Here is a 22,467-nt window from a genome sequence, read left to right on the forward strand (position 1 = left end):
GTGGCGTGCAAATCGAAGAGGTATCCGGCGCGCCTCAGTTGCTATTGCGAATTACTTGCAACAAGCCACAGAGGATGCTAGGTGCTGATCTGGCTTTGGATGGGACGACGCGGATCGGACCGGGGACGGCGGGCGATGACTTCAAATCTCGGGTGGCAAGCGGCCGCCAAATCTGCAATGCCGGGCGGACCCGCCAACCGCTCGCGGAAAGCCGCGTCATGACCTGCGTCCGCCTCTTCCGGGTTCGGATCGCCGCCGGCGCAGCGCTCGGCGCGGCGGCATTCGGCACGCCGGCGGCCGCGGCCGATCTGCCGCTCAAGTCTCCCGCCGCCAAGGCGGTCTACAGCTGGACCGGCTTCTATGTCGGCGGCCATGTCGGCTATGGCGACGGCAAGCTGGGTCCGGGCACCAACCCGATCCTTGAACAGGGCGTGTTCTTTCCGCCCACGATCACCGGCGGCATCGGCGGCTTCCAGGCCGGATACAACAAGGAATTCGCCAACCGCTTCGTGCTCGGCGTCGAGGCGGATGCGACCTTCACCGGCCCGACCGACCTGCCGCGGCGCGTGCTGGGGCCGTTCAATTCGTCGATCGACTATGTCGGTACGGTGCGCGGCCGCGCCGGTTACAGCTTCGGCGCCTGGATGCCCTATGTGACCGGCGGCTTCGCCTGGGGACACACCGAGGTCAGGGTCAACGATGCCGGCGGCACCGTGATCTCGCAGCCCGGCCAGTACCAGACCGGCTGGACCGTCGGCGCCGGTGCCGAGTTCGCGGTGAGCGGCAATTGGACCGCCAAGGTCGAATACGACTACATCGACTTGTCGCGGCGCACGCTCGGTCTCAACGATTTCAGCATGCCCGGCGTTGCCATCGACCCGCGCATTCACCTGCTGAAATTCGGCCTCAACTACCAGCTCGGCGACTCGCCCTGGTCGGCGACCCCGACGCGCACCGCGCTGCCGGAATCGAACGACTGGAGCGTGCATGGACAGACCACGCTGCTCGGTCAGGGCTACCCGTCGTTCCGCGCGCCCTATACCGGCACCAACAGCCTGCCGGGCCCGGGGCAAGTGCAACAGACCTGGACCACGACGGCGTTTCTCGGTGTGCGGCTCTGGGAAGGCGGCGAGTTCTATTTCAATCCGGAGACGGCGCAGGGCTTCGGCCTCAACGGCACGCTCGGCCTTGCCGGCTTCTCGAACGGCGAGGCGCAGAAGGCCGGCGCCGAATTCCCGAAGATCCGGCCGCAGCGCTATTACTTCAAGCAGACCTTCGGCTTCGGCGGCGAGCAGGAAGACGTGCCCGACGGCCCCAACCAGATTGCAGGCAAGCGCGACATCGACCGCCTCACGATCGTGGTCGGCCGCTTTGCGGTGGGCGATTTCTTCGACGGCAATTCCTACGCCAAGGACCCGCGCGCCGACTTCATGAACTGGGCGATGTGGGCCTCCGCGGCCTACGACTTCCCGGCCGATCTGCCCGGCTACACCCGCGGCGCCGTGGTCGAGCTCAACCGCAAGGACTGGGCGGTGCGCGCCGGCGTGTTCCAGGTGCCGAACTCTCCGAACAGCGACGTGCTGATCTCCAACGGCGCCAATGGCGGCGCGGTGGTCGAATTCGAAGGCCGCTATTCGATCTTCGATCAGCCCGGCAAGCTGCGCGTCGGCGTGTTCGGCAATCGTGGCAACACCGGCAATTATCGCCAGGCGCTCGCGATCGAGGACGCCAATCCCGGGCTCGACATCAACGACGTGATGGCCGGCATCCGCAAGGACAACACCAAATACGGCTTCTATCTGAACGGCGAGCAGCAGATCGCAACCGATGTCGGCCTGTTCGGCCGCCTGAGCTGGAACGACGGCCGGAACGAGATCCTGTCGTTCACCGATGTCGATCGCAGCGTCTCCGGTGGCGTATCGATCAAGGGCAGCAGATGGGGCCGGGCGAACGACACGATCGGCATCGGCGGCGCGATCAACGGGCTATCGTCAGCGCATCGCGACTACCTCGCGGCCGGCGGCCTCGGCCTTCTGATCGGCGACGGTGCGCTGAACTACAGTCCGGAGCGGATCTTCGAAACCTACTACGCCTATCAGGTGAACAAGAGCCTGACGCTCACCGCGGACTATCAGTTCATCACCAACCCCGCCTACAACGCCGACCGCGGCCCGGTGCACATCTTCTCCGGTCGCATCCACGGCGAGTTTTGAGGCTCGCGTGGCCCGGATGGAGCGCAGCGAAATCCGGGGACACTGCATCCGCGCACGAAGAATCCCGGATTGCGCTTCGCTGCATCCGGGCTACGAAGTCTCACCGTCATTGCGAGCGCAGCGAAGCAATCCATCGCTCCGCGCACGCCGAAGCATGGATTGCTTCGTCGCTTCGCTCCTCGCAATGACGGCTGAATTGGTTGAGACAGCAAACGCCCTCTCCCCACTTAGATATATGTAGACCCCCCGGGCTTGCCGCAAGCCCGGGGTCATCCCGTAGAACGCGCGCCCAATCGAACGGAGGAGTGCGGGATGCGGGAACATGCTGTGGTGATTGCCGGTGGAGGGCCGACTGGACTGATGCTGGCGTGCGAGCTGGCGCTGGCCGGTGTCGATGTTGCTGTTGTCGAGCGACGCGCGAGCCCCGACCTGATCGGCGCGCGGGCGGGCGGTCTGCATGCACGGACCATCGAGGTGTTCGACCAGCGCGGCATCGGCGATCGCTTCGTCGCGCTCGGCACGCGCCATCCGGCGGTGCTGTTCCACTCGCATCTGGTGCCGCTCGAGATCAGCGACTTCCCGACCCGGCGCAATTTCACGCTGGGGCTGCGGCAGAACCATATCGAGCGCGTGCTCGGCGAATGGGCCGAAGAGCTGGCGGTGCCGATCGAGCGCGGGCGCGAGGTGACCGGCTTCACGCAGGACGATGATGGCGTCGACGTCGCGCTGTCGGATGGCCAAATGCTCCGCGCACAATATCTCGTCGGCTGCGACGGCGGCCGCAGCCTCGTGCGCAAGGCAGCCGGCATCGAATTCGCCGGATGGGATTTGACCAAGAGCTGGCTGATCGCCGAGGCCGAGATGTCGGACGAACCGGAATGGGGCTTTCGCCAGGACGACGCCGGCATCTATGCGATCGGCAGGGTGGAAGACGGTGACCGGGTGCGGCTCGTGTTGACCGAGCGGCAGCTCGTCACCGACCGGGAGCCGACGCTGCGCGACGTCAGCGAGCGGCTTGCCGCGGTCTACGGCACCGATTTCGGCATCCACAGCCCGGTCTGGATCTCGCGCTTCACCGACATGACCCGGCAGGCGGTGACCTATCGCAAGCAGCGCGTGCTGCTGGCCGGCGATGCCGCCCATGTGCATCCACCGATGGGCGGACAGGGCCTCAATATCGGCGTGCAGGACGCCGTGAATCTGGGCTGGAAGCTCGCCCAGGTGATCAAGCAGACGTCGCCGGACACCCTGCTCGACACCTATCAGGCCGAACGGCATAAGGTGGCGGCCCGCGTGCTGCGCAACACCATGGCGCATGTCGCGCTCAGCCGGACCGACGCGCGCAGCAAGGCGCTGCACGAGATCGTCACCGACCTGCTCCGCATGGACGAGCCGCGCCGGAAATTCGCCGCGATGATGTCCGGCCTCGACCTGCACTACGATCTCGGCTGTGGCCATCCTTTGCTCGGACGCCGCATGCCCGATCTCGACCTGGTGACGAGTAGCGGCCCGCTGCAGGTCTTCGCGCTGCTGCACCAGGCACGGCCGGTGCTGCTCAATTTTGGCGTGCCCGGCAGCATCGACATCACGGGATGGGCTGACCGGGTTCAGCTGGTCGATGCCGATTACGCCGGCGCGTGGGAGCTTCCCGCGCTCGGGACGGTGCCGGCGCCCAGCGCGGTGCTGATCCGGCCCGACGGCTATGTGGCGTGGGTTGGAGACCGGGGGCAGATCGGACTTGCCGAGGCGCTGACCAGATGGTTCGGCGCGCCTACTGCGTGACGAGATAGGGCCGCAGTGTTAGCAGCATCGGGACCGCGTCCCCTCTTGCGGGGAAGGTGAACCGAAACCGCGGCGTCCTACCCCGCGGGCTGGAACGAATCCGCGCGCGCCATCGCCCAGGCATCGCGGAAGCGGGGATCCTGGGTGCCTTCGAGCAGCTCGCCCGGGCGCAGCGTCGGATAGAGCTGGGCGAAGGTGCGGACGTCGGTGGTCGAGGTCCGCTGCGAGAAGTGGATCGGGCGCAGCTCCTTGGTGTGCTCGAGACCGGCGGCGGCGAGCAGCTCGGTCAGCGCGTGCAGGGTCGAGTGGTGGTAGTTGTACACGCGCTCGATCTTGTCCGGCACGTAGAGCGCGCGGTTGCGGATCGGGTCCTGCGAGGTGACGCCGGTCGGGCAGCGATCGGTGTGGCAGCTCAGCGACTGGATGCAGCCGAGCGAGAACATGAAGCCGCGCGCCGAATTGCACCAGTCGGCCCCGATCGCCATCGCGCGCGCCATGTCGAAGGCGGTCGCGATCTTGCCCGAGGCGCCGATCTTGATGCGGTCGCGCGCGCCGATGCCGATCAGCGCGTTGTGGACGAAGTTGACGCCTTCGCGCATCGGCATGCCGAGATGATCCATGAACTCGAGCGGCGCAGCGCCGGTGCCGCCTTCATTGCCGTCGACCACGATGAAGTCGGGATAGAGCCCGCTCTCATGCATCGCCTTGCAGATCGCAAGGAATTCCCAGGGGTGGCCGATGCACATCTTGAAGCCGGCCGGCTTGCCGCCGGACAGCTTGCGCATCTGCGCCACGAATTCCATCATCTGCAGCGGCGTCGAGAACGCCTTGTGATAGGCCGGCGAGATGCAGTCCTCGCCCATCGGCACGCCGCGGATCTTGGAAATCTCCTCGGAGACCTTAGCCGCCGGCAGCACGCCGCCATGGCCGGGCTTGGCGCCCTGGCTGATCTTGAGCTCGACCATCTTGATCTGGTCGTCGCCCGCGACGCTGGCGAACAGCTCCGGATTGAAGGTGCCGTCGCGGTTGCGGCAGCCGAAATAACCGGAGCCGACCTCCCAGATGATGTCGCCGCCCATCTCGCGGTGATAAGGGCTGACGCCGCCCTCGCCGGTGTCATGGGCGAAGCCGCCCTTCCTGGCGCCGGCATTCAGCGCCCGCACCGCGTTCGGGCTGAGCGCGCCGAAGCTCATCGCCGAGATGTTGAAGACCGAGGCCGAATACGGCTTGGTGCAGTCGGGGCCGCCGATCGTGATGCGGAATTTCTCGTCGGCACGTGGCTTCGGCGCCACCGAGTGATGCATCCACTCATAGCCCTCGCGGTAGACGTCCTCCTGGGTGCCGAACGGCCGCTTGTCGAGCACCATCTTGGCGCGCTGATAGACCACCGCGCGGGTGTCGCGGGAGAACGGCATGCCGTCCTTCTCGCTCTCGAAGAAATACTGCCGCATCTCGGGGCGGATTTCCTCGAGCAGGAAGCGGACATGCGCCGAGATCGGGTAGTTGCGCAGCACCGCGTGGTTCTTCTGCGTAAAGTCGCGGATGCCGAGCAGTGTCAGCGCGCCGAAGATCGCCAGCGGGATCAGGATGATCTTGAAGACCTTGTGGTCGAAAATGCCGACCAGCAGCAAGAGCACGGTGACGACGGCGCAGATCGTCAGCACGATGAAGCGCGGCGAGAACGGAAGCAGCAGCGTGTCCATCAAGTCCCTCTGGTCTGCCTTGAAAACCCTGTCGGCGGTGAGCCTATCCAACTCGCGGAACAAGTGCACTACGGTTATACGGCGGAGCAGTCACAGATGTGACAACCGCCCGGATGGGCGGGTGCGGGCCGCCGGGCAAATTGAACGGGGCCGCCTTTTGCAGTGCAACGAAGGGCAGCGAGGGCGCACTGCCAAAATATCGAAAACAACCCCATGCACAGTAGCCGGCGGCTGCCGGCGTTCGACACGGCAACTTGACACGTCGGGCAACTCAGCGGCATTATTCCATTATTCCGAAATCGTAGAGACGCCTCTCGCGCTGTCATCGCCCGCGAAAGCGGGTGATCCAGTATTCCAGAGGCCGCAGTGCTTGAGCCGAGGGGCCGCGGCGTACTGGATCGCCCGGTCCATGTGCGCAATTGCGCACAGGCCGGGCGATGACAGCGAGGACGAGGACATAGCCTCACAGACTCTCAGGATGACGGGTGGTTGCTCAGCTTGCTCGGTGTCATCACCCGCGCAGGCGAGGGCTTTGCAGAAGTCTGCCGGGATGATTCTCTTTGGTGAAGGATTCGCCGGAGGAACGGATGGCGGAGCGGCAGATTGGTCAATTGAGCTTTACCGACGGGCTGGTGAATGACGCGGCTCGAGCCAACGCGCCTTTGCAGCGAGTATCGGAACTGGTCGACTGGAGCGCGATTGAAGCGCTGCTGAGCGGCTTGCGTAGCGGGTCGATGGGAGCGCCCGCTTACCCGTCGCTGGCGCTGTTTAAGGCGCTGTTGCTGCAGCAATGGTATGGGTTGTCCGATCCGGGCCTTGAGGAGGCGCTGGTGGACCGCCTGTCGTTCCGGCGCTTCCTGGGCCTGTCGCTGAGTGAGCCGGTACCGGATCATTCCACGCTGTGGCGTTTCCGCGAACAGCTGGCCAGGAGCGGGCTGGCGGAGCGCGCTTTTGCCCTGATTACGGCGCAGATCGAGAAGTCCGGCTTCGTCTTGAAGCGCGGCACATTGATTGACGCTTCGCTGATCCGCTCGGCGGTTAATCCGCCCGAACCACCGGATCCCGATTTGCCCCCGGATGCGGACGGGCGCCCCGCCAGCAAGCTGGTCAAAAGCCCTCACGATCCTGACGCCGCCTGGACCAGGAAGGACGGCAAATATGCCTTCGGCTACAAGATGCACGTGGCGATGGACCAAGGCAGTCGCATCATCCGGCGCCTTGCCTTTACGCCAGCCAATGTCAACGACACCGTGCCCGCCGACGAGCTGATCTGCGGCGACGAGGCAACAGTCTACGCTGACAAAGCCTACGATACCATCGCGCGACGTGGGCGGCTGAAGCAGATGGATATTCGCGACGGCATTATGCGCAGACACAACCGCTGGCTTCGCTTGGGGCCTTGGGCGGTGCGTCGTAACGCGGTCATCTCGCATCGACGCGCGCCGATCGAACCGTTGTTCGCATTGCTCAAGCGCGTCTACGGCCTTGCGCGTGCCCGCTATCGGGGCCTGATACGCAATGCCGCAGCTTTCCAGCTCGCCGCGACCGCGATCAATCTCCAGCGATGGGCCAGGACGCCACCCCACATCGCCTAACCAAACGAGGCACCCAGCCATCATGGCTGGCCCGTCCAGCCGCTAACCGGCCCAAACAACAGCCGTCCGGCCCCGTCGAGCTGTTCGACTTTCGCAAAGCCCTCGCGCAGGCGGGTGATCCAGTATTCCAGAGGCCGCAGTGCTTGAGCCGAGGGGCCGCAGCGTACTGGATCGCCCGGCCCATGTGCGCAATTGCGCACAGGCCGGGCGATGACAGCGGTGGTGAGCCTAATGGTCGTGCGGCCGCAATTCGTGGGGGATGTGGCCCGGCTTCAGGCCGTCGCCGTCGAGCCAGGCGTTGGTGGTGTCGAGCGCGCGGGCGATGTGGTCCGAGGTCCGTGAGAAATCGTAGGGCGAGCCGACCAGCGGGCAGAGCGGCGGCACCACGAAATACTCGACATCGGGACCGATATTCTCGAGCTCGTTGACGAGCTGGCGCGCGATCAGGAGCGTCAGCGCATGCAGCGCATTGGCGAGCGCGCCGATGGGCGGCGCCTGGTTGGCACAGGCATGCCCGGTCGGCAGCACGATCAACCGTTTTGCCCCATGCTTTACGGCGACGCGGACCGGCGTGTTGCTGGAGATCGCGCCATCGGCGAGGTAGTGATCGCGGTAATGCACCGGCGTGAACGCGCCGGGGATCGCGGTCGATGCGACGATCGCCTCGGCGGTGGAGCCTTCCGACAGCACCAGGCTGTCGCCGCTGATGATGTCGGTCGTGACGATGTGGATCGGGGTCTGCGCGTCTTCGAGATTGCGGAACGGGATGTAATCGTCGATCAGCTTGCGGACGCCGTCATGCGGGATCAGGAAGTCGCGCCGCCACAGGAAGCTCACCAGCGTCCGCCAGGTCACCGGAAACACGTCCTGCCGGTTGAGGCCACGCCAGATCTCGGCCAGCCGCGCCACGCCCGAGACCGTCGGGTCGCCGGCATAGAAGGCACCGTTCAAGGCGCCGACGCTGGAGCCGACCACCATGTCGGCAGCGACGCCATGCGCGGCCAGCGCCTGCAGCATCCCGACCTGGATCGCGCCAAAGCTGCCGCCGCCGGCGAACACAAAGGCGGTCTTCGGTGCATCCGGATCGGTGATGGACAAGGTGCGGCTCCCTGGGTCGCCGCGTTCGGGAAGGGGCTGCGCGGCGTTGGGGGATTTATAGCAAGTGAAGAATGGACGGCGCCACCAACACTGTCGTCGTCCCGGCGAAGGCCGCGACCCATAACCACAAATGCGAAAGGCCGGAGCCCGATGGGGCCCCAGCCTTCGTCAAACTGATGACGGTGGTAATGGGTCCCGGCCTTCGCCGGGACGACAACTAGCGCTCGACGAACGCCTTCTCGATCACGAAGTGACCGGGGGTGTTGCCGCTGCCTTCCTTGAAGCCGCGGGTCTCGAACAGCTGCTTCAGCTCGTCGAGCATCGCCGGGCTGCCGCACATCATGATGCGGTCGGTCTCGATGTCGAGCGGGCCCTGATGCAGATCGGTGAACAGCTGGTTGGAGGTGATCAGGTCGGTGATGCGGCCGCGGTTGCGGAACGGCTCGCGCGTCACGGTCGGGTAATACGAGAGCTTCTCGGACAGCAGCGGCCCGAACAGCTCGTCGTCGCGCAGCTTGGCGACCAGCTCCTCGCCATAGGCGAGCTCGGAGACCTGGCGGCAGCCATGCACCAGCAGGATCTGATCGTAGCGATCATAGACCTCGGGGTCCTTGATCAGGCTCGCGAACGGCGCAAGGCCGGTGCCGGTCGACAGCAGCATCAGCCGCTTGCCGGGGATCAGATTGTCGGTGATCAGCGTGCCGGTCGCCTTGCGGCCGACCAGGATGGTGTCGCCCTCGCGGATCTTCTGCAGCTTGGAGGTGAGCGGGCCGTCCTGCACCTTGATCGAGAAGAACTCGAGCTCTTCCTCGTGATTGGCGCTCGCCATCGAATAGGCGCGCAGCAGCGGCCGGCCGTCGACCTCGAGGCCGATCATGGCAAACTGGCCATTCTGGAAGCGGAAACCGGAATCGCGGGTGGCTCGGAAGCTGAAAAGCGTATCGGTCCAGTGCTGAACGGAAAGAACTTTCTCTCGATAGAACGCGCTCATGGGTTTTCGTTTTCTCGATTGACCAGATTTAGAATGGTTTGAACTTTATTGACGCATGACCTGATCGGAAAACCGGTACCCACTTTTCCGGGTCATGCTTGGACTGCCCGCGACGGCGCAAAAGCGGCCGAAATCATTGAAGATCTCGCGTGTCCATCGCGCCAATGCATGAGATAGTCAAGATCAACTGGCGTGCAATTGCGATCTCAGAATGGCAGTCGTTCGATTTCGCGCAGAGGTTCAACCGCGACATCGTTAACACGTGATGCTGTATGTAATTTACTTGCTGAGATCGGCGCTGATCTGGCAATTAATTGCTACGAAAACCGCGGTGAAGGGAAAATGATCTCGTGGTCCTGATCAGCCAGCGAATCTTCCTGGAAACCATCAAAAAATATTGTTTGGCGCACTCCATTGCCGTCGAGGTGCGGTCCGGCGGCTGGCTGGTCATCATGACCAGGGGCGACGCGCGGCGACTTGCGATCGGCTACGACATCGGGCTGAACAGCGCGGTCGCGCATCAGGTCGCCAACGACAAATCGGCCTGCGCCGAAGTGCTGGCATCGGCAGGCGTATCAGCCATTCCGCACACGCTGTTTCTCGGCACCAAGCTCAGCAAGCACATCCCGGGATCGGACTCGCGCGAGGCGATGCAGCGTCTGCTCGACACGCATCCGCGCGGGCTCGTCGTCAAGCCCAATGAGGGAACATCGGGCGAGCTCGTCTTCCGCGTCACGACGCGCGCGCAATTGGAAGCGGCGGTCGCGCGCATCCTCGCCGCGCATCCGAGCCTTGCGATCTCGCCTTACGCCGAGATCAAGGACGAGGTTCGATTCATAGTGCTCGACGACCGTGCGCTGCTCGCCTACGTCAAATTGCGCCCATCGGTTGTCGGCGATGGCATCCATTCGCTGCGTGAACTCGCGCATAAAGCTGCACCTGCTGACCAGCTTAAAACCATCACCGACGACTTCTCGCCTGCCGTGCTCGACGCCATTCCGCCGAAAGGTGAATTACGCAATATCAACTGGCGACATAATCTTGATTCCGGCGCCGAGCCAGTGCTGCTCAATCCCAAGGAAATGCCGCACTTCGGCAGCGCGCTCGCGATCAAGGCCGCACAGGCTCTTCGCATCCGCTTCGCCTCTATCGATGTGGTGCAGGTCGACGGCGGCTGGCATATCCTCGAGGTCAACTCTGGGGTAAAGATGGAAGCGCTCGGCAAGCACGCCCCCGACCTCGTCGAAATGATTTACTCTACCGCGCTCGACAAAGTATTCGCGTAGGCAGCGCGCCACGCGACTCACTGGAGCGCCCGATCATTCTCGTGGGTGCTCTTTCTCATAAGCGGCGACGATCAATTCCGATTGCTCGATCTGTGCCGTGAGACGGTCGATCTCGGCTCGCGTCTCCGGAAACACGTCAGCTCCGGCCGTGTTTCCGGATTGCAAATCCGCGAGCAGCTCGCGGTTCTTCGTGATCTGCTCGCGGTGCCATTCGATTTCCGGGTCGTCTCGCATCGGCCAATGTCTCAATCGGCTGAGAGTTACGGCGTGAGCTCGCGCAGCAGGGCTGGTGGATAAACCGGCTTGGCAAAGAATTTGACGCCGTCCGGCAGATCGCTGGGCGGCGGCAGGCCCGAGATCACGAGCACGCGCACGCGCGGGTCGCAATCGAGCGCCAATTGCGCGAGCTCGATGCCGTTCATTTTGCCTGTGAGCTTGACGTCGGTGACCAGCAGCGTCGGGTGACGCATCTTGACGGCCAACGCTGCCGTCTCGGCGTCCTCGCACTGGATGACGTCGAAGCGACCTTGTTCGAGCAGCAGCGCGATCATGTCGCGCTGGATCATGTCGTCTTCGACCACGATTGCAGTTTGGTGAATCGGCTTTGCGTAACCCATGGCAACCTCCAGACGATCGACCACAGCTCCCAACCAAAGTTAATGTTCAAGGACGGTTATGGTTCTGGTTCCAGACTGGATGACCGACGGGTTCCGGCGGCTTTGCAAGTTCCGGCCGGAACAACTTTCGAGGTTTCAGCGTCATTGATGAGCGGCGAGCCGGATGGTTCGCCCCTGAGGAAAGGAAGTCGCGCCAGGAGGCAAAGCTCATGAAGAACGCTGTACGGTCGGATCAGGAATCTTGTGAACCCTACGGGGCTGACGTGGCGGCTGGCGCACCAGGCCGCCCATCCTCTCGACGACTGGTCGACGATCGGTTCGCCGATGCCAACGTCATGCGGCATCGGACGATGGAGCAGGATACGATTGATCCCTCCGGCGTTCGCCTGCCGCACGACATCATTTCCGAGATGGAAGCAGCCCTCAAGCAGCAGGTCGACCGGCTTGTCGCGAAGCGACATTAGCCGGCGAAGCGACGAGCTCGCGGACTTCAACAGCCCAGTATCGCCTGCCGATGATGCTCCTGAGATCGCGGCGCGTGGAAACTCGAAGCAAGATCCCCGCCGGATCGATGGAGACTTGATGGGAGCGATCCTTGGACGCGCGATCTTCCAGGTCATGGTTGTCCTGGCTGCGGTCGGAATCGTCGCCCTCGCCTGCGTGGCGGTCCACGGTGGCTATGCGCGCGCGGCGGCGCAGCTTGCGGCAAAATTCACTCCGCCATTTTGATCCATTCAGCGGCTTGCTCCTCCCGCCCAAGGGAGTACGCTGACGCGTATTAATCGATCCGGATCCAGATTATGCGCAAACTCCTTTTGAGCCTCCTCGCCGCCACTGCGTTCGCCGCCGCCTTCAATCCTCCCCCCGCCAACGCCGTGTTCTGGCGCGGCGTCACGGCCCCGACGAATATCGATATCCACGGATACCCGATCATCAAGGAGCCGCCGCCGAGCCCATGCCAGTTGATCCATGTGAACGGATACTGGGTGCGGCAGTGCCTGGATCTGTCGCATCGCTATTGGCGGTGAACGACGGCGTGCCGCTTCCGACCTCCCCCGCTCGGCAGGCCTATCGCATATGAAGCACGGGAGTCCATCCGCGGGCACACTTCGCCTCTCCCGCTTGCGGGGGAGGCCGACACGCATCGCAAGATGCGTGGCGGGTGGGGGTGTTTCCACAGTGGGATACCCGGTGCGGAGACACCCCCACCCCGCCCTCCCCCGCAAGCGGGAGAGGGAGCCCAACGCCACTGCCTACATCACGCGAAGCTAGTTCGATCCGCTCGGCGAATCGTCGAGCGCCTTGAAGGCCTCTTCGAGTTGCGGTGACAGCGCGACGTTGAGCTTCTCGCCGGTCGGCAGGCGGGCGACGAACCACTTGTTGTAGAGCGGGACGATGTCGCGGTTCGAAGCGAGCTTGCGGAAGGCGCGCTCGACCACGTCCTTCATCTGCGGTTCGCCCTTGCGGTACATGATGCCGTAAGGGTCGTAGGATAGATAATCGCCGGTGACGCGGAACTTGTCCTGCGACTTGTGCCGCGCGATCAGGCCGTAGAGCAGGATGTCGTCGGTCGCGAACGCATCCGCCTTGCCGTCCACCAGCATCTGGTAGGACTGCTCATGGTCGCCGGCGGTGACGATGTTGAGGCCGAGCTGTTGCTTGGCGTCGACGTTGTGCATCGCCTGCTCGTTGGTGGTGCCCTTGGTCACCACCACCGTCTTGCCCTTCAGGTCGGCGACCTGGTTGACGGCGGAGGCCTTCGGCACCATCAGCTTGGTGCCGGCCACGAACATCAGCGGCGAGAATGCGACCAGCTTGCCGCGCTCGGAGTTCGCCGTGGTCGATCCGCATTCGAGATCGATCTTCTTGTCGACGATCGCCGGGATGCGGTCGTCGGAGGTCACCTTGACATAGTCGATCTTGAGGTTGGCGTCGTCGACCTCGGCCCCGATCTCGTCGACGATCGCATCGCACAGCTCGAGGCTGTAGCCGATCGGCCGGTTGGAGTGGTCGAGGAACGAGAACGGCGGCGAGCTCTCGCGATAGCCGATCCGCACCGCGTGCGTGGCCTTGATGTTGGCGAGCGTGGGACTGAGCCCCTCGCCCGCCGGCTGTGCGGAGGCAGGTCCTGAGAGCAGGCTTGCCGCCAGCAGACATGCTGACAGCAGGCATGCCGACAGCAGCGGCGCCTCAGCCCGTACCGGCCTCCAGCGGGCGCGATGCATGCATCCCTCCCGTCAATGGCCGGCCATCACGGCGCCGGGCACCGCATCCTGCGGCACCGCGTCGTCGGGCCCGAGCTCGTGCTCGGCCTTCAGCTCGCCTTCCCACTTCGCGACCACGGCGGTGGCCAGCGAGTTGCCGATCACGTTGGTGGCGCTGCGGCCCATGTCGAGGAAGGTGTCGATGCCCATGATCATCAACAGGCCGGCCTCGGGGATGCCGAACTGCGACAGCGTCGAGGCGATCACCACCAGCGACGCGCGCGGCACGCCGGCGACGCCCTTCGAGGTGATCATCAAGGTGGCCAGCATCGCGAGCTGCGTGCCGAGCGACATCTCGATGTGGTAGGTCTGCGCGATGAAGATGCTCGCGAAGGTGCAGTACATCATCGTGCCGTCGAGGTTGAAGGAATAGCCGAGCGGCAGCACGAAGGCCGAGATCCGCGAGGAGGCGCCGAACCTGTTCAGCCCCTCCAGCGTCTTCGGGTAGGCCGCCTCCGACGAGGCGGTCGAGAACGCGATCATCAGCGGCTCGCGGATCAGCCGCAGCAGATGGCTGTAACGCGGCCCGATCACGACGAAGCCGACCGCGACCAGGATGCCCCACAGGATCAGCAGCGACAGATAGAAGCCGCCCATGAAGACGATCAGCTTCCAGAGCACGCCGAGGCCGTTCTTCGAGACGGTCGCCATGATCGCGGCCCACACCGCGATCGGCGCGAACAGCATAACGTAGCCGGTGACCTTGAGCATGATGTGCGCGAGGTCGTCGATCAGACTCATGATCGGCTTCGACCGCTCAGGCATGGCGCCGAGCGCCACCGCGAAGAACACCGCGAATACCACGATCTGCAGGATCTCGTTCTGCGCCATCGCATCGGCGATCGAGGTCGGGATCAGGTGGGTCAGGAATTTCTCGATCGAGAAGGCCGAGACCGGCAGGCCGGTGGACTGCGCCTTGTCGGGCAGCGTGCCGGGGAAATTGGCGCCGGGCTGCAACAGATTGACCATCACGAGGCCGAGCAGCAGCGAGACGAAGGAAGCGGAGACGAACCAGCCCATGGTCTTGGCGAAGATGCGCCCGAGCTTGGCGCCGCTTCCCATATGGGCGATGCCGCCGACGAGGGTGGCGAACACGAGCGGCGCGATGATCATCTTGATCAGGCGCAGGAACAGCATCGCGATCAGGTTGACGTCGGCGGCGATCTCGGCACGGCTGTCAGGCAGATAGTTGAAGACGATCGTCCCCATCGCGATGCCAAGGACCATCGCAAGCAGGATGTACTGCGTAAACCTGTTCGACATTCTCTTACCCCCGTAAGTTCCCGGCGAGCGGCAAGTGTGGCAGATTTACGCAGCGACGCAACACGCTTCGCGTCCGGCGGGACTTTGCCGAAACGTTCCCGTTGTGGAATGCCAGCGCGCGGACTAGCGTTCATGCAGCGCACAATCTGTGCAATGAGCTGCGCACACGGCAGCCAATTGCATCCGAAACGACCAACGCGAGGGGAGACATCCATGAACGACACCGTCAATCGCCAGATCCTGCTTGTCGAAAAGCCGACCGGCAAGCTCGGTCCCGAGCATTTTCGCCTGACCAAGGGCACGGTCCCCGCGCCGAAGGACGGCGAGGCGCTGGTGCGGACGCGCTACATCTCGCTCGACGCCGCCAACCGCGCCTGGATGCACGGCGCCACCTACCGCGCTGCGGTGGAAGCCAACACCGTGATGGCCGGCGGCAGCATCGCCGAAGTGGTGTCGTCGAACGACCCGAGCCTGAAGCCGGGCGATATCGTGTTCGGCGACACCGGCTGGCAGGACTACGCCGCCGTGCCTGCCAAGCACCTCGCCAGGATGCCGAAGCTCGAGCCGATGACGCATCTGCTCAGCGTCTACGGCATCGCCGGCCTGACCGCCTATTTCGGCCTGCTCCATGTCGGCAAGCCCAAGGAGGGCGAGACCGTGGTGGTGTCGGCGGCCGCCGGCTCGGTCGGCTCGATCGTCGGCCAGATCGCCAGGATCAAGGGCTGCCGGGTGGTCGGCATCGCCGGCGGCAAGGACAAATGCCACTGGCTGACCGCGGAGCTCGGCTTCGACGCCGCCGTCGACTACAAGGACGGCGCCACCTACAAGGCGCTGCGCGCGGCGGCGCCCAAGGGCATCGACGTCTATTTCGACAATGTCGGCGGCGACATTCTGGAGGCCTGCCTCTCCCAGATGAACAACCGCGGCCGGATCGCCTGCTGCGGCGCGATCTCGCAATATGACGGCGTGCCCTCCGCGCATGGCCCGCGCGGCGTGCCCGGCCTGATCGTGGTGAAGCGGCTCGTCATGCAGGGCTTCATCGTGATGGACTACATGGACCAGCGCGATGCCGCGCTCGCCGATTTGCAGTCCTGGGTCTCCTCCGGCAAGCTCAAGGTGCAGGAGGACGTCATCGACGGCATCGAGAACACCCCGCAGGCGCTGATCGGGCTCCTGGCCGGCGAGAACCGCGGCAAGCGCATGGTGAAGGTGTGATCTGCGTAGGGTGGGTTAGCGCAGCGTAACCCACCGACTTCGCGCCGCGGAAAAGATGGCGGGTTTACGCCTACGGCTAACCCGCCCTGCGCTGTTGATCCCGTCATCCTGAGGTGCGAGCGCAGCGAGCCTCGAAGGATGCACGGCCCCGATGCGGCCGCGCGGATGCAGCCGGGCCGTCGGCCCTTCGAGACGGCCGCTGCGCGGCCTCCTCAGGGTGACGGAGATAGATTTTGGATGGTGAAACTGTAGCGGAGATAATCTCTGAACCCGTCATCCTGAGGAGCGCGTAGCGCGTCTCGAAGGATGCACGGCCCGGCTGGTGGCCGTCGACCCTTCGAGGCTCGCTCCGCTCGCACCTCAGGGTGACGGATCAGATATTGCGTGCGCGGGCTTAATGCACCGTGCCTGACGCCTGCGGCGCGGCTTGCGGGGCGGCCGTCTTGCCTTTCTTCGCCTTGCGCCAATTCTCGAAACTCTGCACCACGACGAAGAACGCCGGCACGAACAGCACCGCGAGGCAGGTCGAGGCGATCATGCCTGAAAATACGGTGATGCCGATCGACTTGCGGGCGTTGGCGCCGGCGCCGGTCGCCAGCACCAGCGGCAGCACGCCGAGGATGAAGGCGAACGACGTCATCAGGATCGGCCGGAACCGGGCGCGCGCCGCGTCGATCGCCGACTCCAGCACCGGCTTGCCGTCGCGCACGTGATGTTCGATTGCGACCTCGACGATCAGGATCGCGTTCTTGGCCGACAGCGCGATCAACAGGATGGTGCCGATCTGGGTGTAGAGGTTGTTCTCGATATGCAGGCTCAGCAGCACCAAGGTCGGGCCGAGCAGCGAGAGCGGCACGGCCAGGATCACCGAGATCGGCGCATACCAGCTCTCATATTGCCCGGCGAGCACGAGATAGACCAGGAGCAGCGCCAGCGCGAATACGTAGTAGATCTGGCCGCCGACTTCCTTCTCCTGGTACGACATCGCCGTCCACTCGAAGCCCGAGCCTGCCGGCAGCGTCTTGGTCGCGATCTCCTCCATCAGCGACATCGACTGGCCGGACGAATAGCCCTGCGCCGGCAGTCCGATCACGGTGGCGGACGGATAGAGGTTGTAGAGGCTGATCAGCGACGGCCCGACCGAGGGCGTGATCTTGGCCACCGTGCCGAGCGGGATCATGTCGCCATTGCTGTTGCGCACCATCATGTTCTCGATGTCGCGCAGGCTCAGGCGGTATTGCGCCTCGGCCTGGGTGTAGACCTGGAAGGTGCGGCCGAACTTGGTGAACTGGTTGACGTAGCTGGCGCCGAGATAGGACGACAGCGCCGCGAAGATCTGATCGGTGGTGACGTGCAGGGTCTGCGTCTTGACCCGATCGACCTCGACGTCGAATTGCGGCACCATCGAGCGGAACGAGGACTGCACCCGCTGCAGCGCGCTCTGGGTCTGCGCGTTGGCGACGATCGCCCCGGTGACCGCCTGCAGCTTGCCGTAATCGGCATTGCCGTCGCGCAGCTCGACCTGCATGGCAAAACCGGCGGCGTTGCCGATGCCCTGGATCGGCGGCGGCGGGATCACCAGGATGCGCGCCTCCGGGATCACGGCGAGCCTGTCGTTGAGCCCATAGACCAGCGAACGCAGATCCTCGCCCGGCCCGCGCGCGCTCCAGTCCTTCAGGATCAGGTAGGCGACGCCGGCATTGGCGAGGCTCGAGGAATTGTCGAGCGCCGAGATGCCGGCGATCGAGACCACCTGATCGACGCCCGGCGTCTTGCCGGCAATCTCGGTGACCTTGTCGAGCACGTGCTGGGTGCGGTCGAGCGCTGCGCCATCCGGCAGCTGCACCGCCGCAAGCAGATAGCCCTGGTCCTCGATCGGGATGAAGCCGGTCGGCACCCGGGACAGGCCGTAGCCGGCGAGGGCGATGATAACAAGCGCGATGGCGACCGAGGTCTTGGCATGGCCGGCGATGCCGCCGACCACGCGCGTATAGCCGCGCTCGAGCCGGTCATAGACCGCATTGAAGCCGCGATAGAAGAAGTTGCGCCGTTCGGGCGGCGCCGGCGGACGCAGCCATAGCGCACACTGCGTCGGCTTCAACGTCGCGGCATTGACCGCGCTGAGCAGCGCGGTGGCGGCGATGACCAGCGCGAATTGCGCGTACATCCGGCCGGTCAGCCCGGGCAGGAAGGCCGCCGGCAGGAACACCGAGATCAAGACCAGCGTGATGCCGACGATCGGCGCGAACAGCTCGTCCATCGCCTTGATCGCGGCGTCATGGCCCGACATGCCGCGCTCGATATTGTGCGCGGCGCCCTCGACCACGACGATGGCGTCGTCGACCACGATGCCGATCGCCAGCACGATCGCAAACAGCGTCGAGAGATTGATGGTGAAGCCGAGCGCCGCCATGGCCGCGAACGCGCCGATGATCGTGACCGGCACGGTGGTGGCCGGCACCAGCATCGCCCGCCAGTCCTGCAGGAAGACCAGGATCACGACCAGCACCAGCAGGCCGGCCTCGATCAGCGTCTTGTAGACCTCCTCGATCGAGGCGTTGACGAACTTGGTGGTGTCGAACGGCGTGTCATATTTGATGTCCTGCGGAAATTGCCTGGCGAGTTCCGCCATCTTCTTCTCGACGGCCTTCTCGACCTGCAGCGCGTTGGCGCCGGGCGACTGGAACACGCCGATGCCGGTCGCGGGCTTCTGGTTCAGCGAGAAGATCTGGCTGTAGGTCTGCGCGCCGAGTTCGACCCAGCCGACGTCGCGAACGCGGGTGACGTCGCCGACATTGCCGGTCTTGACGATGATGTCCTCGAACTGGCTCTTGTCGTCGAGCCGGCCGTTGACGTTCAGCGTGTACTGGAACGCCTGCCCGGGCGGCGTCGGCGGCGCACCGACCTGACCGGCAGTGACCTGCTGGCTCTGCTGCTGGATCGCCTGGATGACGTCCTGCGGCACCAGCCCGCGCACCTGCAGCTTGTTCGGATCGAGCCAAACCCGCATCGAATATTGCCCGGCGCCGAACACGGTGACGTTGCCGACACCGGGCAGCCGCGACAGCTCGTCCCTGATATTGATGGTGGCGTAGTTCGACAGGAACAGGCTGTCATACGTCTTGTTCGGCGAGGTCAGCGTCACGAACAGCAGGATCGAGGTCGACTTCTTCTGGACCGTGACGCCCTGGTTCTGCACCGCGGTCGGCAGCTGCGACAACGCCGAGGAGACGCGGTTCTGCACCAGCACCTGTGCGAAGTTGAGATCGGTGCCGATCTTGAAGGTCACCGTCAGCGTGTAGGTGCCATCGGCGCCGCTGTAGGACTGCATGTACAGCATGTCCTCGACGCCGTTGACCTGCTGCTCGATCGGCAGCGCCACGGTGTCGACCACCGTCTTGGCCGAAGCGCCGGGATAGCGCGTCGTCACCTGCACCGTCGGCGGCACCACATCGGGATATTGTGCGACCGCGAGATTGTACAGCGCGACGCCGCCGAGCAGGATCATCAGGATCGCGATGACGTTGGAGAGAACCGGCCGCTCGATGAAGAATTTCGAGATCATGGCGCGCGTCCTATTTGGCCGCTGCCGGCGCCGCGTCGGCCTTCTGCACCTGCGGATCGACCTTCTGCCCGGGGATCGCGCGCAACAGCCCGGCGGTCACGACGCGATCATCCGCCTTCAGCCCGCTCTCGATGACGCGCAGGCCACCGTCGAGCGGGCCGGTGGTCACCTTGCGCTGCTCGACCACATTGTCGGCGTTGACGACCAGCACATAGCGGCCGGCCTGGTCGCTGCCGATCGCGACATCGGGCACCAGCAGCGCATTCTCCTGCTTGGTGAAGGGCACGCGAACGCGGACATAGAACCCCGGCAGCAGCACGCGATCCGGATTGGGGATCAAGCCACGAACCGGAAGCGTTCCGGTCGACTGATTGACGGTTGGCGCGACGTAATCGAGCTTGCCCTTGTGCGGATAACCGGTCTCGGTCTGCAGGCCGACCTCGACCGGCAACTGCCTGATATCGTTGACCGTCATGCCGAGGCGCCGCGCTTCGTCGCGGACCCGCTGCACGTCCTGCTCACTGACGTTGAAATTCACATAGATCGGGTCGAACTGCACGATGCTGGCAAGCTGGGTCGGCGAAGCCGCGCCGACCAGTTCGCCGACCGAGACCAGATGGTTGCTGACGATGCCGTCGAACGGCGCGGCGACATTGGTGTAGCCGTAATTGACCGCGGCGATCTTGGTGTTGACCTGGGCCTGCTGCAGATTGGCTTGGGCGTTGTCCCGCGTCGAGGTCGAGGTATCCAGCGTCGCCTGCGAGACCGCCTGACGCTGCACCAGATCCGCTTGCCGCTTGAAGTCCGCCTCGGCCTGCTTCAGCGTCGCCTGCGCGCCGACCTCCGCGGCCTGCGCCTGCTCCAGCTTCAGCTTGTAGGTTTCCGGCTCAATCGTGAACAGGGTGGTCCCCTCCTTCACGAAGGAGCCGTCCTGATAGTTGATCGCCTGCAGAAAGCCCTGCACGCGCGCGACCAGATCGACGGTCTTGATCGGCGCGGTGTTTCCGGTGGCATCCAGATAGCGTGTGATGGCGCGCTGCACCGGCGGCGCAACCTCGACCTTGGGCGGCGGCGGTGCAACAAAACTGTTTTGCTCGCAGGCACTTAAACTGACAAAGGCGGATGCGGCGAACGCGATGCGCGCAAGCGGCGCATTTCGCAGCCGCACAAAATCGCTCTGACCGAAATGTGCCGACGCGCGCGCATGCCTCATTTCCGGGCCCCGATCAAAATGACCTAATTCAAAGACGTCGCGGCGAGCAAAAAAATCCGCCTGCCTCATCCATAGCAACAATCCGCTTGCGGCGGAACTCGAAAGCGAAAATGATGCCGCTCGCGAAGGTTGTTACAGCAAGATTTTTCAGAACGCAGTTCAGTTGAGCCGGCAGCTTGCGGCGCAACGAGAGGATTTATTCAGATGATCAACGCGTTGACACGAGCAACGAAGCTTTCCGCATGGCTTGCGCTTGCGGCGTTCATCAGCACGGCGCCGGCCTTGTCGCAGGCGCCGACCCAGGCGCAGCGCGACGCCATCAAGTCGCAATGCCGCAATGACTACATCGCGCACTGCTCCAGCGTTCCGCCGGGCGGCGAAGCGTCACTGCAATGCCTGCAGAAGAACATGGCAAGCCTCGGCCCCGGCTGCGCCAGCGCCGTGAAGGCCGTGGAAGCTCCAAGCGCCGCGCCCGCAGCAGCCAAGACCGACGCGGCGCCCGCGGCAACGGCGGCCAAGCCGGCGGAGGCGGCGGCGCCGAAGGCCGCGGCAGCAAAGCCGAGCAACGCGCAGATCTCCGCGATCCGCAGCGCCTGCCGCTCCGATTATCCCAAGGTGTGCGCGGGCGTGCCGACCGGCGGCGCGCCGGCGCTGCAGTGCCTGGAGAAGAACAAGGAGAAGCTTTCGCCGGCCTGCGAGAAGGCTGTGGCGGCGGCAGGCGGCGGCGGCGCCGCGCCGGCAGCGGGTGCCGCGACAACGGCAGCACCGGCCGCAGCGCCAGCGGTGATCGTGTTGCGGCCGCTGCGCCCGCGCGAAGAGCTGTTCGTGCTGCGCTCGGCCTGCGGCGGCGACGTCCGCTCGATCTGCGGCGGCGTCCAGCCCGGCGGCGGGCGGATCGTGCAGTGCCTGGCGACCAATGCCGGCTCGCTCTCGCCGGCGTGCCGCGAGGTGCTGGCGCCGTTCGCAGCGCGGTAATCCTGTTTGTCACACGACTGACCGGAAAAGGGAGCGATCGATGCTGCGTATTGTCCTGACCGCCGCTCTGCTTTGCGGCTCAACCGCCGTCTACGCCCAGGAGCTGACGTCGGCGCAACGCGACGCCTGCATGGGCGACTACCAGAAGTTCTGCAAAAGCGTGACGCCCGGCGGCGGGCGCATCATCGCCTGCCTTGCCAAGGAGAGCGACAAGCTGACGGCGGCCTGCAAGAAGGTGCTGGCGGAAGCTGAGAAGAAATAGCCGCGCAGGCGGCGAGACCACATGTGCCCGGCGCTTTGCCCGGGCACGGAGCCGCAGCACCTTGTTGTCACAAACAGGCCAACCAACCTCACCCCGGGAGAGGGAATATGATGCGCTCATTATTGCTGATCGCTGCGGCCCTGCTGTCCTTTGCCGCGACCATGACCTTCGAGTCCTCCGATGCCAACGCCGTGGTGTGCGGGCGCGGTCCCTATCGTGCCGGATGCGCCAGCACGCGCGGCGCGGTCGTCGTCCGCAAGCCCGTCGTCGCCGGCTGCCGCTGGGTGTGGGTCGGCGGAGTCAAGGTCCGCCGCTGCTACTGAGCCGTTCGCGGCCACGCTCGTAGCCACCGGGCGCATTTTCCCTCTGGCGTTCCCGCCAGAGGGCGATTAGTCTGGACCCAAATTGTAAGTACACTGTCAATC

20 protein-coding genes are annotated in these 22,467 nt (G+C 64.7%); 11 read left to right on the top strand and 9 right to left on the bottom strand.

Annotated elements, in window-relative coordinates:
- The first annotated feature begins 218 nt into the window (after positions 1-218).
- Both XH92_RS41205 and XH92_RS41210 read left to right on the top strand, forming a co-directional pair.
- Positions 219-2,213 (top strand): carbohydrate porin, encoded by a 1,995-nt coding sequence (locus XH92_RS41205; protein WP_194457130.1) that lies wholly within the window; start codon positions 219-221, stop codon positions 2,211-2,213.
- A gap of 312 nt (positions 2,214-2,525) precedes the next feature.
- On the top strand, positions 2,526-3,995 hold the full coding sequence (locus XH92_RS41210; protein ID WP_194457131.1) for an FAD-dependent monooxygenase: 1,470 nt from the start codon (positions 2,526-2,528) through the stop codon (positions 3,993-3,995).
- 77 nt (positions 3,996-4,072) lie between these two features.
- Here XH92_RS41210 and XH92_RS41215 read toward each other — a convergent pair whose 3' ends face one another.
- Positions 4,073-5,698 (bottom strand): FMN-binding glutamate synthase family protein, encoded by a 1,626-nt coding sequence (locus XH92_RS41215; RefSeq protein WP_194457132.1) that lies wholly within the window; start codon positions 5,696-5,698, stop codon positions 4,073-4,075.
- A 587-nt stretch (positions 5,699-6,285) separates the two neighbouring features.
- Between XH92_RS41215 and XH92_RS41220 the strand changes: the two genes are divergently transcribed.
- Positions 6,286-7,293, top strand: coding sequence for an IS5 family transposase (locus XH92_RS41220; RefSeq protein ID WP_194455643.1), 1,008 nt, complete (start codon positions 6,286-6,288; stop codon positions 7,291-7,293).
- A gap of 228 nt (positions 7,294-7,521) precedes the next feature.
- Here XH92_RS41220 and XH92_RS41225 read toward each other — a convergent pair whose 3' ends face one another.
- Entirely contained in the window at positions 7,522-8,391 is an 870-nt protein-coding gene (locus XH92_RS41225; protein WP_194457133.1) for a patatin-like phospholipase family protein, read from the bottom strand.
- A gap of 217 nt (positions 8,392-8,608) precedes the next feature.
- On the bottom strand, positions 8,609-9,382 hold the full coding sequence (locus XH92_RS41230; protein WP_092119813.1) for a ferredoxin--NADP reductase: 774 nt from the start codon (positions 9,380-9,382) through the stop codon (positions 8,609-8,611).
- Positions 9,383-9,732: 350 nt separating this feature from the next.
- On the opposite strand from XH92_RS41230, the gene XH92_RS41235 reads away from it, so the two are divergent.
- Positions 9,733-10,668, top strand: coding sequence for a RimK family alpha-L-glutamate ligase (locus tag XH92_RS41235; RefSeq protein WP_194457134.1), 936 nt, complete (start codon positions 9,733-9,735; stop codon positions 10,666-10,668).
- A 33-nt stretch (positions 10,669-10,701) separates the two neighbouring features.
- Here the strand turns inward: XH92_RS41235 and XH92_RS41240 are convergent, their stop codons facing one another.
- On the bottom strand, positions 10,702-10,902 hold the full coding sequence (locus XH92_RS41240) for a hypothetical protein (protein WP_194457135.1): 201 nt from the start codon (positions 10,900-10,902) through the stop codon (positions 10,702-10,704).
- Positions 10,903-10,928: 26 nt separating this feature from the next.
- Complete coding sequence (locus tag XH92_RS41245; protein ID WP_246788111.1) at positions 10,929-11,234, bottom strand: response regulator; 306 nt, start codon at positions 11,232-11,234, stop codon at positions 10,929-10,931.
- 260 nt (positions 11,235-11,494) lie between these two features.
- Between XH92_RS41245 and XH92_RS41250 the strand changes: the two genes are divergently transcribed.
- The 3 genes from XH92_RS41250 to XH92_RS41260 all read left to right on the top strand — a co-directional run bounded on the left by XH92_RS41250 (position 11,495) and on the right by XH92_RS41260 (position 12,313).
- The gene (locus tag XH92_RS41250; protein WP_194457137.1) at positions 11,495-11,749 is read left to right on the top strand and encodes a hypothetical protein; all 255 of its coding nucleotides are present in this window, start codon (positions 11,495-11,497) and stop codon (positions 11,747-11,749) included.
- 118 nt (positions 11,750-11,867) lie between these two features.
- On the top strand, positions 11,868-12,014 hold the full coding sequence (locus tag XH92_RS41255) for a hypothetical protein (protein WP_194457138.1): 147 nt from the start codon (positions 11,868-11,870) through the stop codon (positions 12,012-12,014).
- A 71-nt stretch (positions 12,015-12,085) separates the two neighbouring features.
- A complete protein-coding gene (locus tag XH92_RS41260) occupies positions 12,086-12,313 on the top strand; it encodes a hypothetical protein (RefSeq protein ID WP_194457139.1) in 228 nt (75 codons plus the stop codon).
- Between the two features lie 240 nt (positions 12,314-12,553).
- Here the strand turns inward: XH92_RS41260 and XH92_RS41265 are convergent, their stop codons facing one another.
- Both XH92_RS41265 and XH92_RS41270 read right to left on the bottom strand, forming a co-directional pair.
- Complete coding sequence (locus XH92_RS41265; RefSeq protein WP_194457140.1) at positions 12,554-13,510, bottom strand: amino acid ABC transporter substrate-binding protein; 957 nt, start codon at positions 13,508-13,510, stop codon at positions 12,554-12,556.
- A 12-nt stretch (positions 13,511-13,522) separates the two neighbouring features.
- Positions 13,523-14,812 (bottom strand): dicarboxylate/amino acid:cation symporter, encoded by a 1,290-nt coding sequence (locus XH92_RS41270; protein WP_194457141.1) that lies wholly within the window; start codon positions 14,810-14,812, stop codon positions 13,523-13,525.
- A gap of 213 nt (positions 14,813-15,025) precedes the next feature.
- Here XH92_RS41270 and XH92_RS41275 point away from each other — a divergent pair, with 213 nt between their 5' ends.
- Positions 15,026-16,027, top strand: coding sequence for an NADP-dependent oxidoreductase (locus XH92_RS41275; protein WP_194457142.1), 1,002 nt, complete (start codon positions 15,026-15,028; stop codon positions 16,025-16,027).
- A 394-nt stretch (positions 16,028-16,421) separates the two neighbouring features.
- On the opposite strand, the gene XH92_RS41280 is transcribed toward XH92_RS41275, so the two are convergent.
- Together XH92_RS41280 and XH92_RS41285 are read right to left on the bottom strand one after the other, a co-directional pair.
- A complete protein-coding gene (locus XH92_RS41280; protein WP_194457143.1) occupies positions 16,422-19,592 on the bottom strand; it encodes an efflux RND transporter permease subunit in 3,171 nt (1,056 codons plus the stop codon).
- A 10-nt stretch (positions 19,593-19,602) separates the two neighbouring features.
- Positions 19,603-20,874 carry an efflux RND transporter periplasmic adaptor subunit gene (locus XH92_RS41285; protein WP_371817904.1) on the bottom strand — a complete coding sequence of 424 codons (1,272 nt, stop codon included), beginning with the start codon at positions 20,872-20,874 and terminating at the stop codon, positions 19,603-19,605.
- A gap of 135 nt (positions 20,875-21,009) precedes the next feature.
- Here XH92_RS41285 and XH92_RS41290 point away from each other — a divergent pair, with 135 nt between their 5' ends.
- The 3 genes from XH92_RS41290 to XH92_RS41300 all read left to right on the top strand — a co-directional run bounded on the left by XH92_RS41290 (position 21,010) and on the right by XH92_RS41300 (position 22,365).
- Complete coding sequence (locus tag XH92_RS41290) at positions 21,010-21,780, top strand: cysteine rich repeat-containing protein (RefSeq protein ID WP_194457144.1); 771 nt, start codon at positions 21,010-21,012, stop codon at positions 21,778-21,780.
- Between the two features lie 40 nt (positions 21,781-21,820).
- On the top strand, positions 21,821-22,042 hold the full coding sequence (locus XH92_RS41295; protein ID WP_194457145.1) for a cysteine rich repeat-containing protein: 222 nt from the start codon (positions 21,821-21,823) through the stop codon (positions 22,040-22,042).
- A gap of 110 nt (positions 22,043-22,152) precedes the next feature.
- The gene (locus XH92_RS41300; protein ID WP_097671005.1) at positions 22,153-22,365 is read left to right on the top strand and encodes a hypothetical protein; all 213 of its coding nucleotides are present in this window, start codon (positions 22,153-22,155) and stop codon (positions 22,363-22,365) included.
- Positions 22,366-22,467 lie beyond the last annotated feature (102 nt).

The organism is Bradyrhizobium sp. CCBAU 53421 (assembly GCF_015291625.1).
Classification (GTDB): Bacteria; Pseudomonadota; Alphaproteobacteria; order Rhizobiales; family Xanthobacteraceae; genus Bradyrhizobium.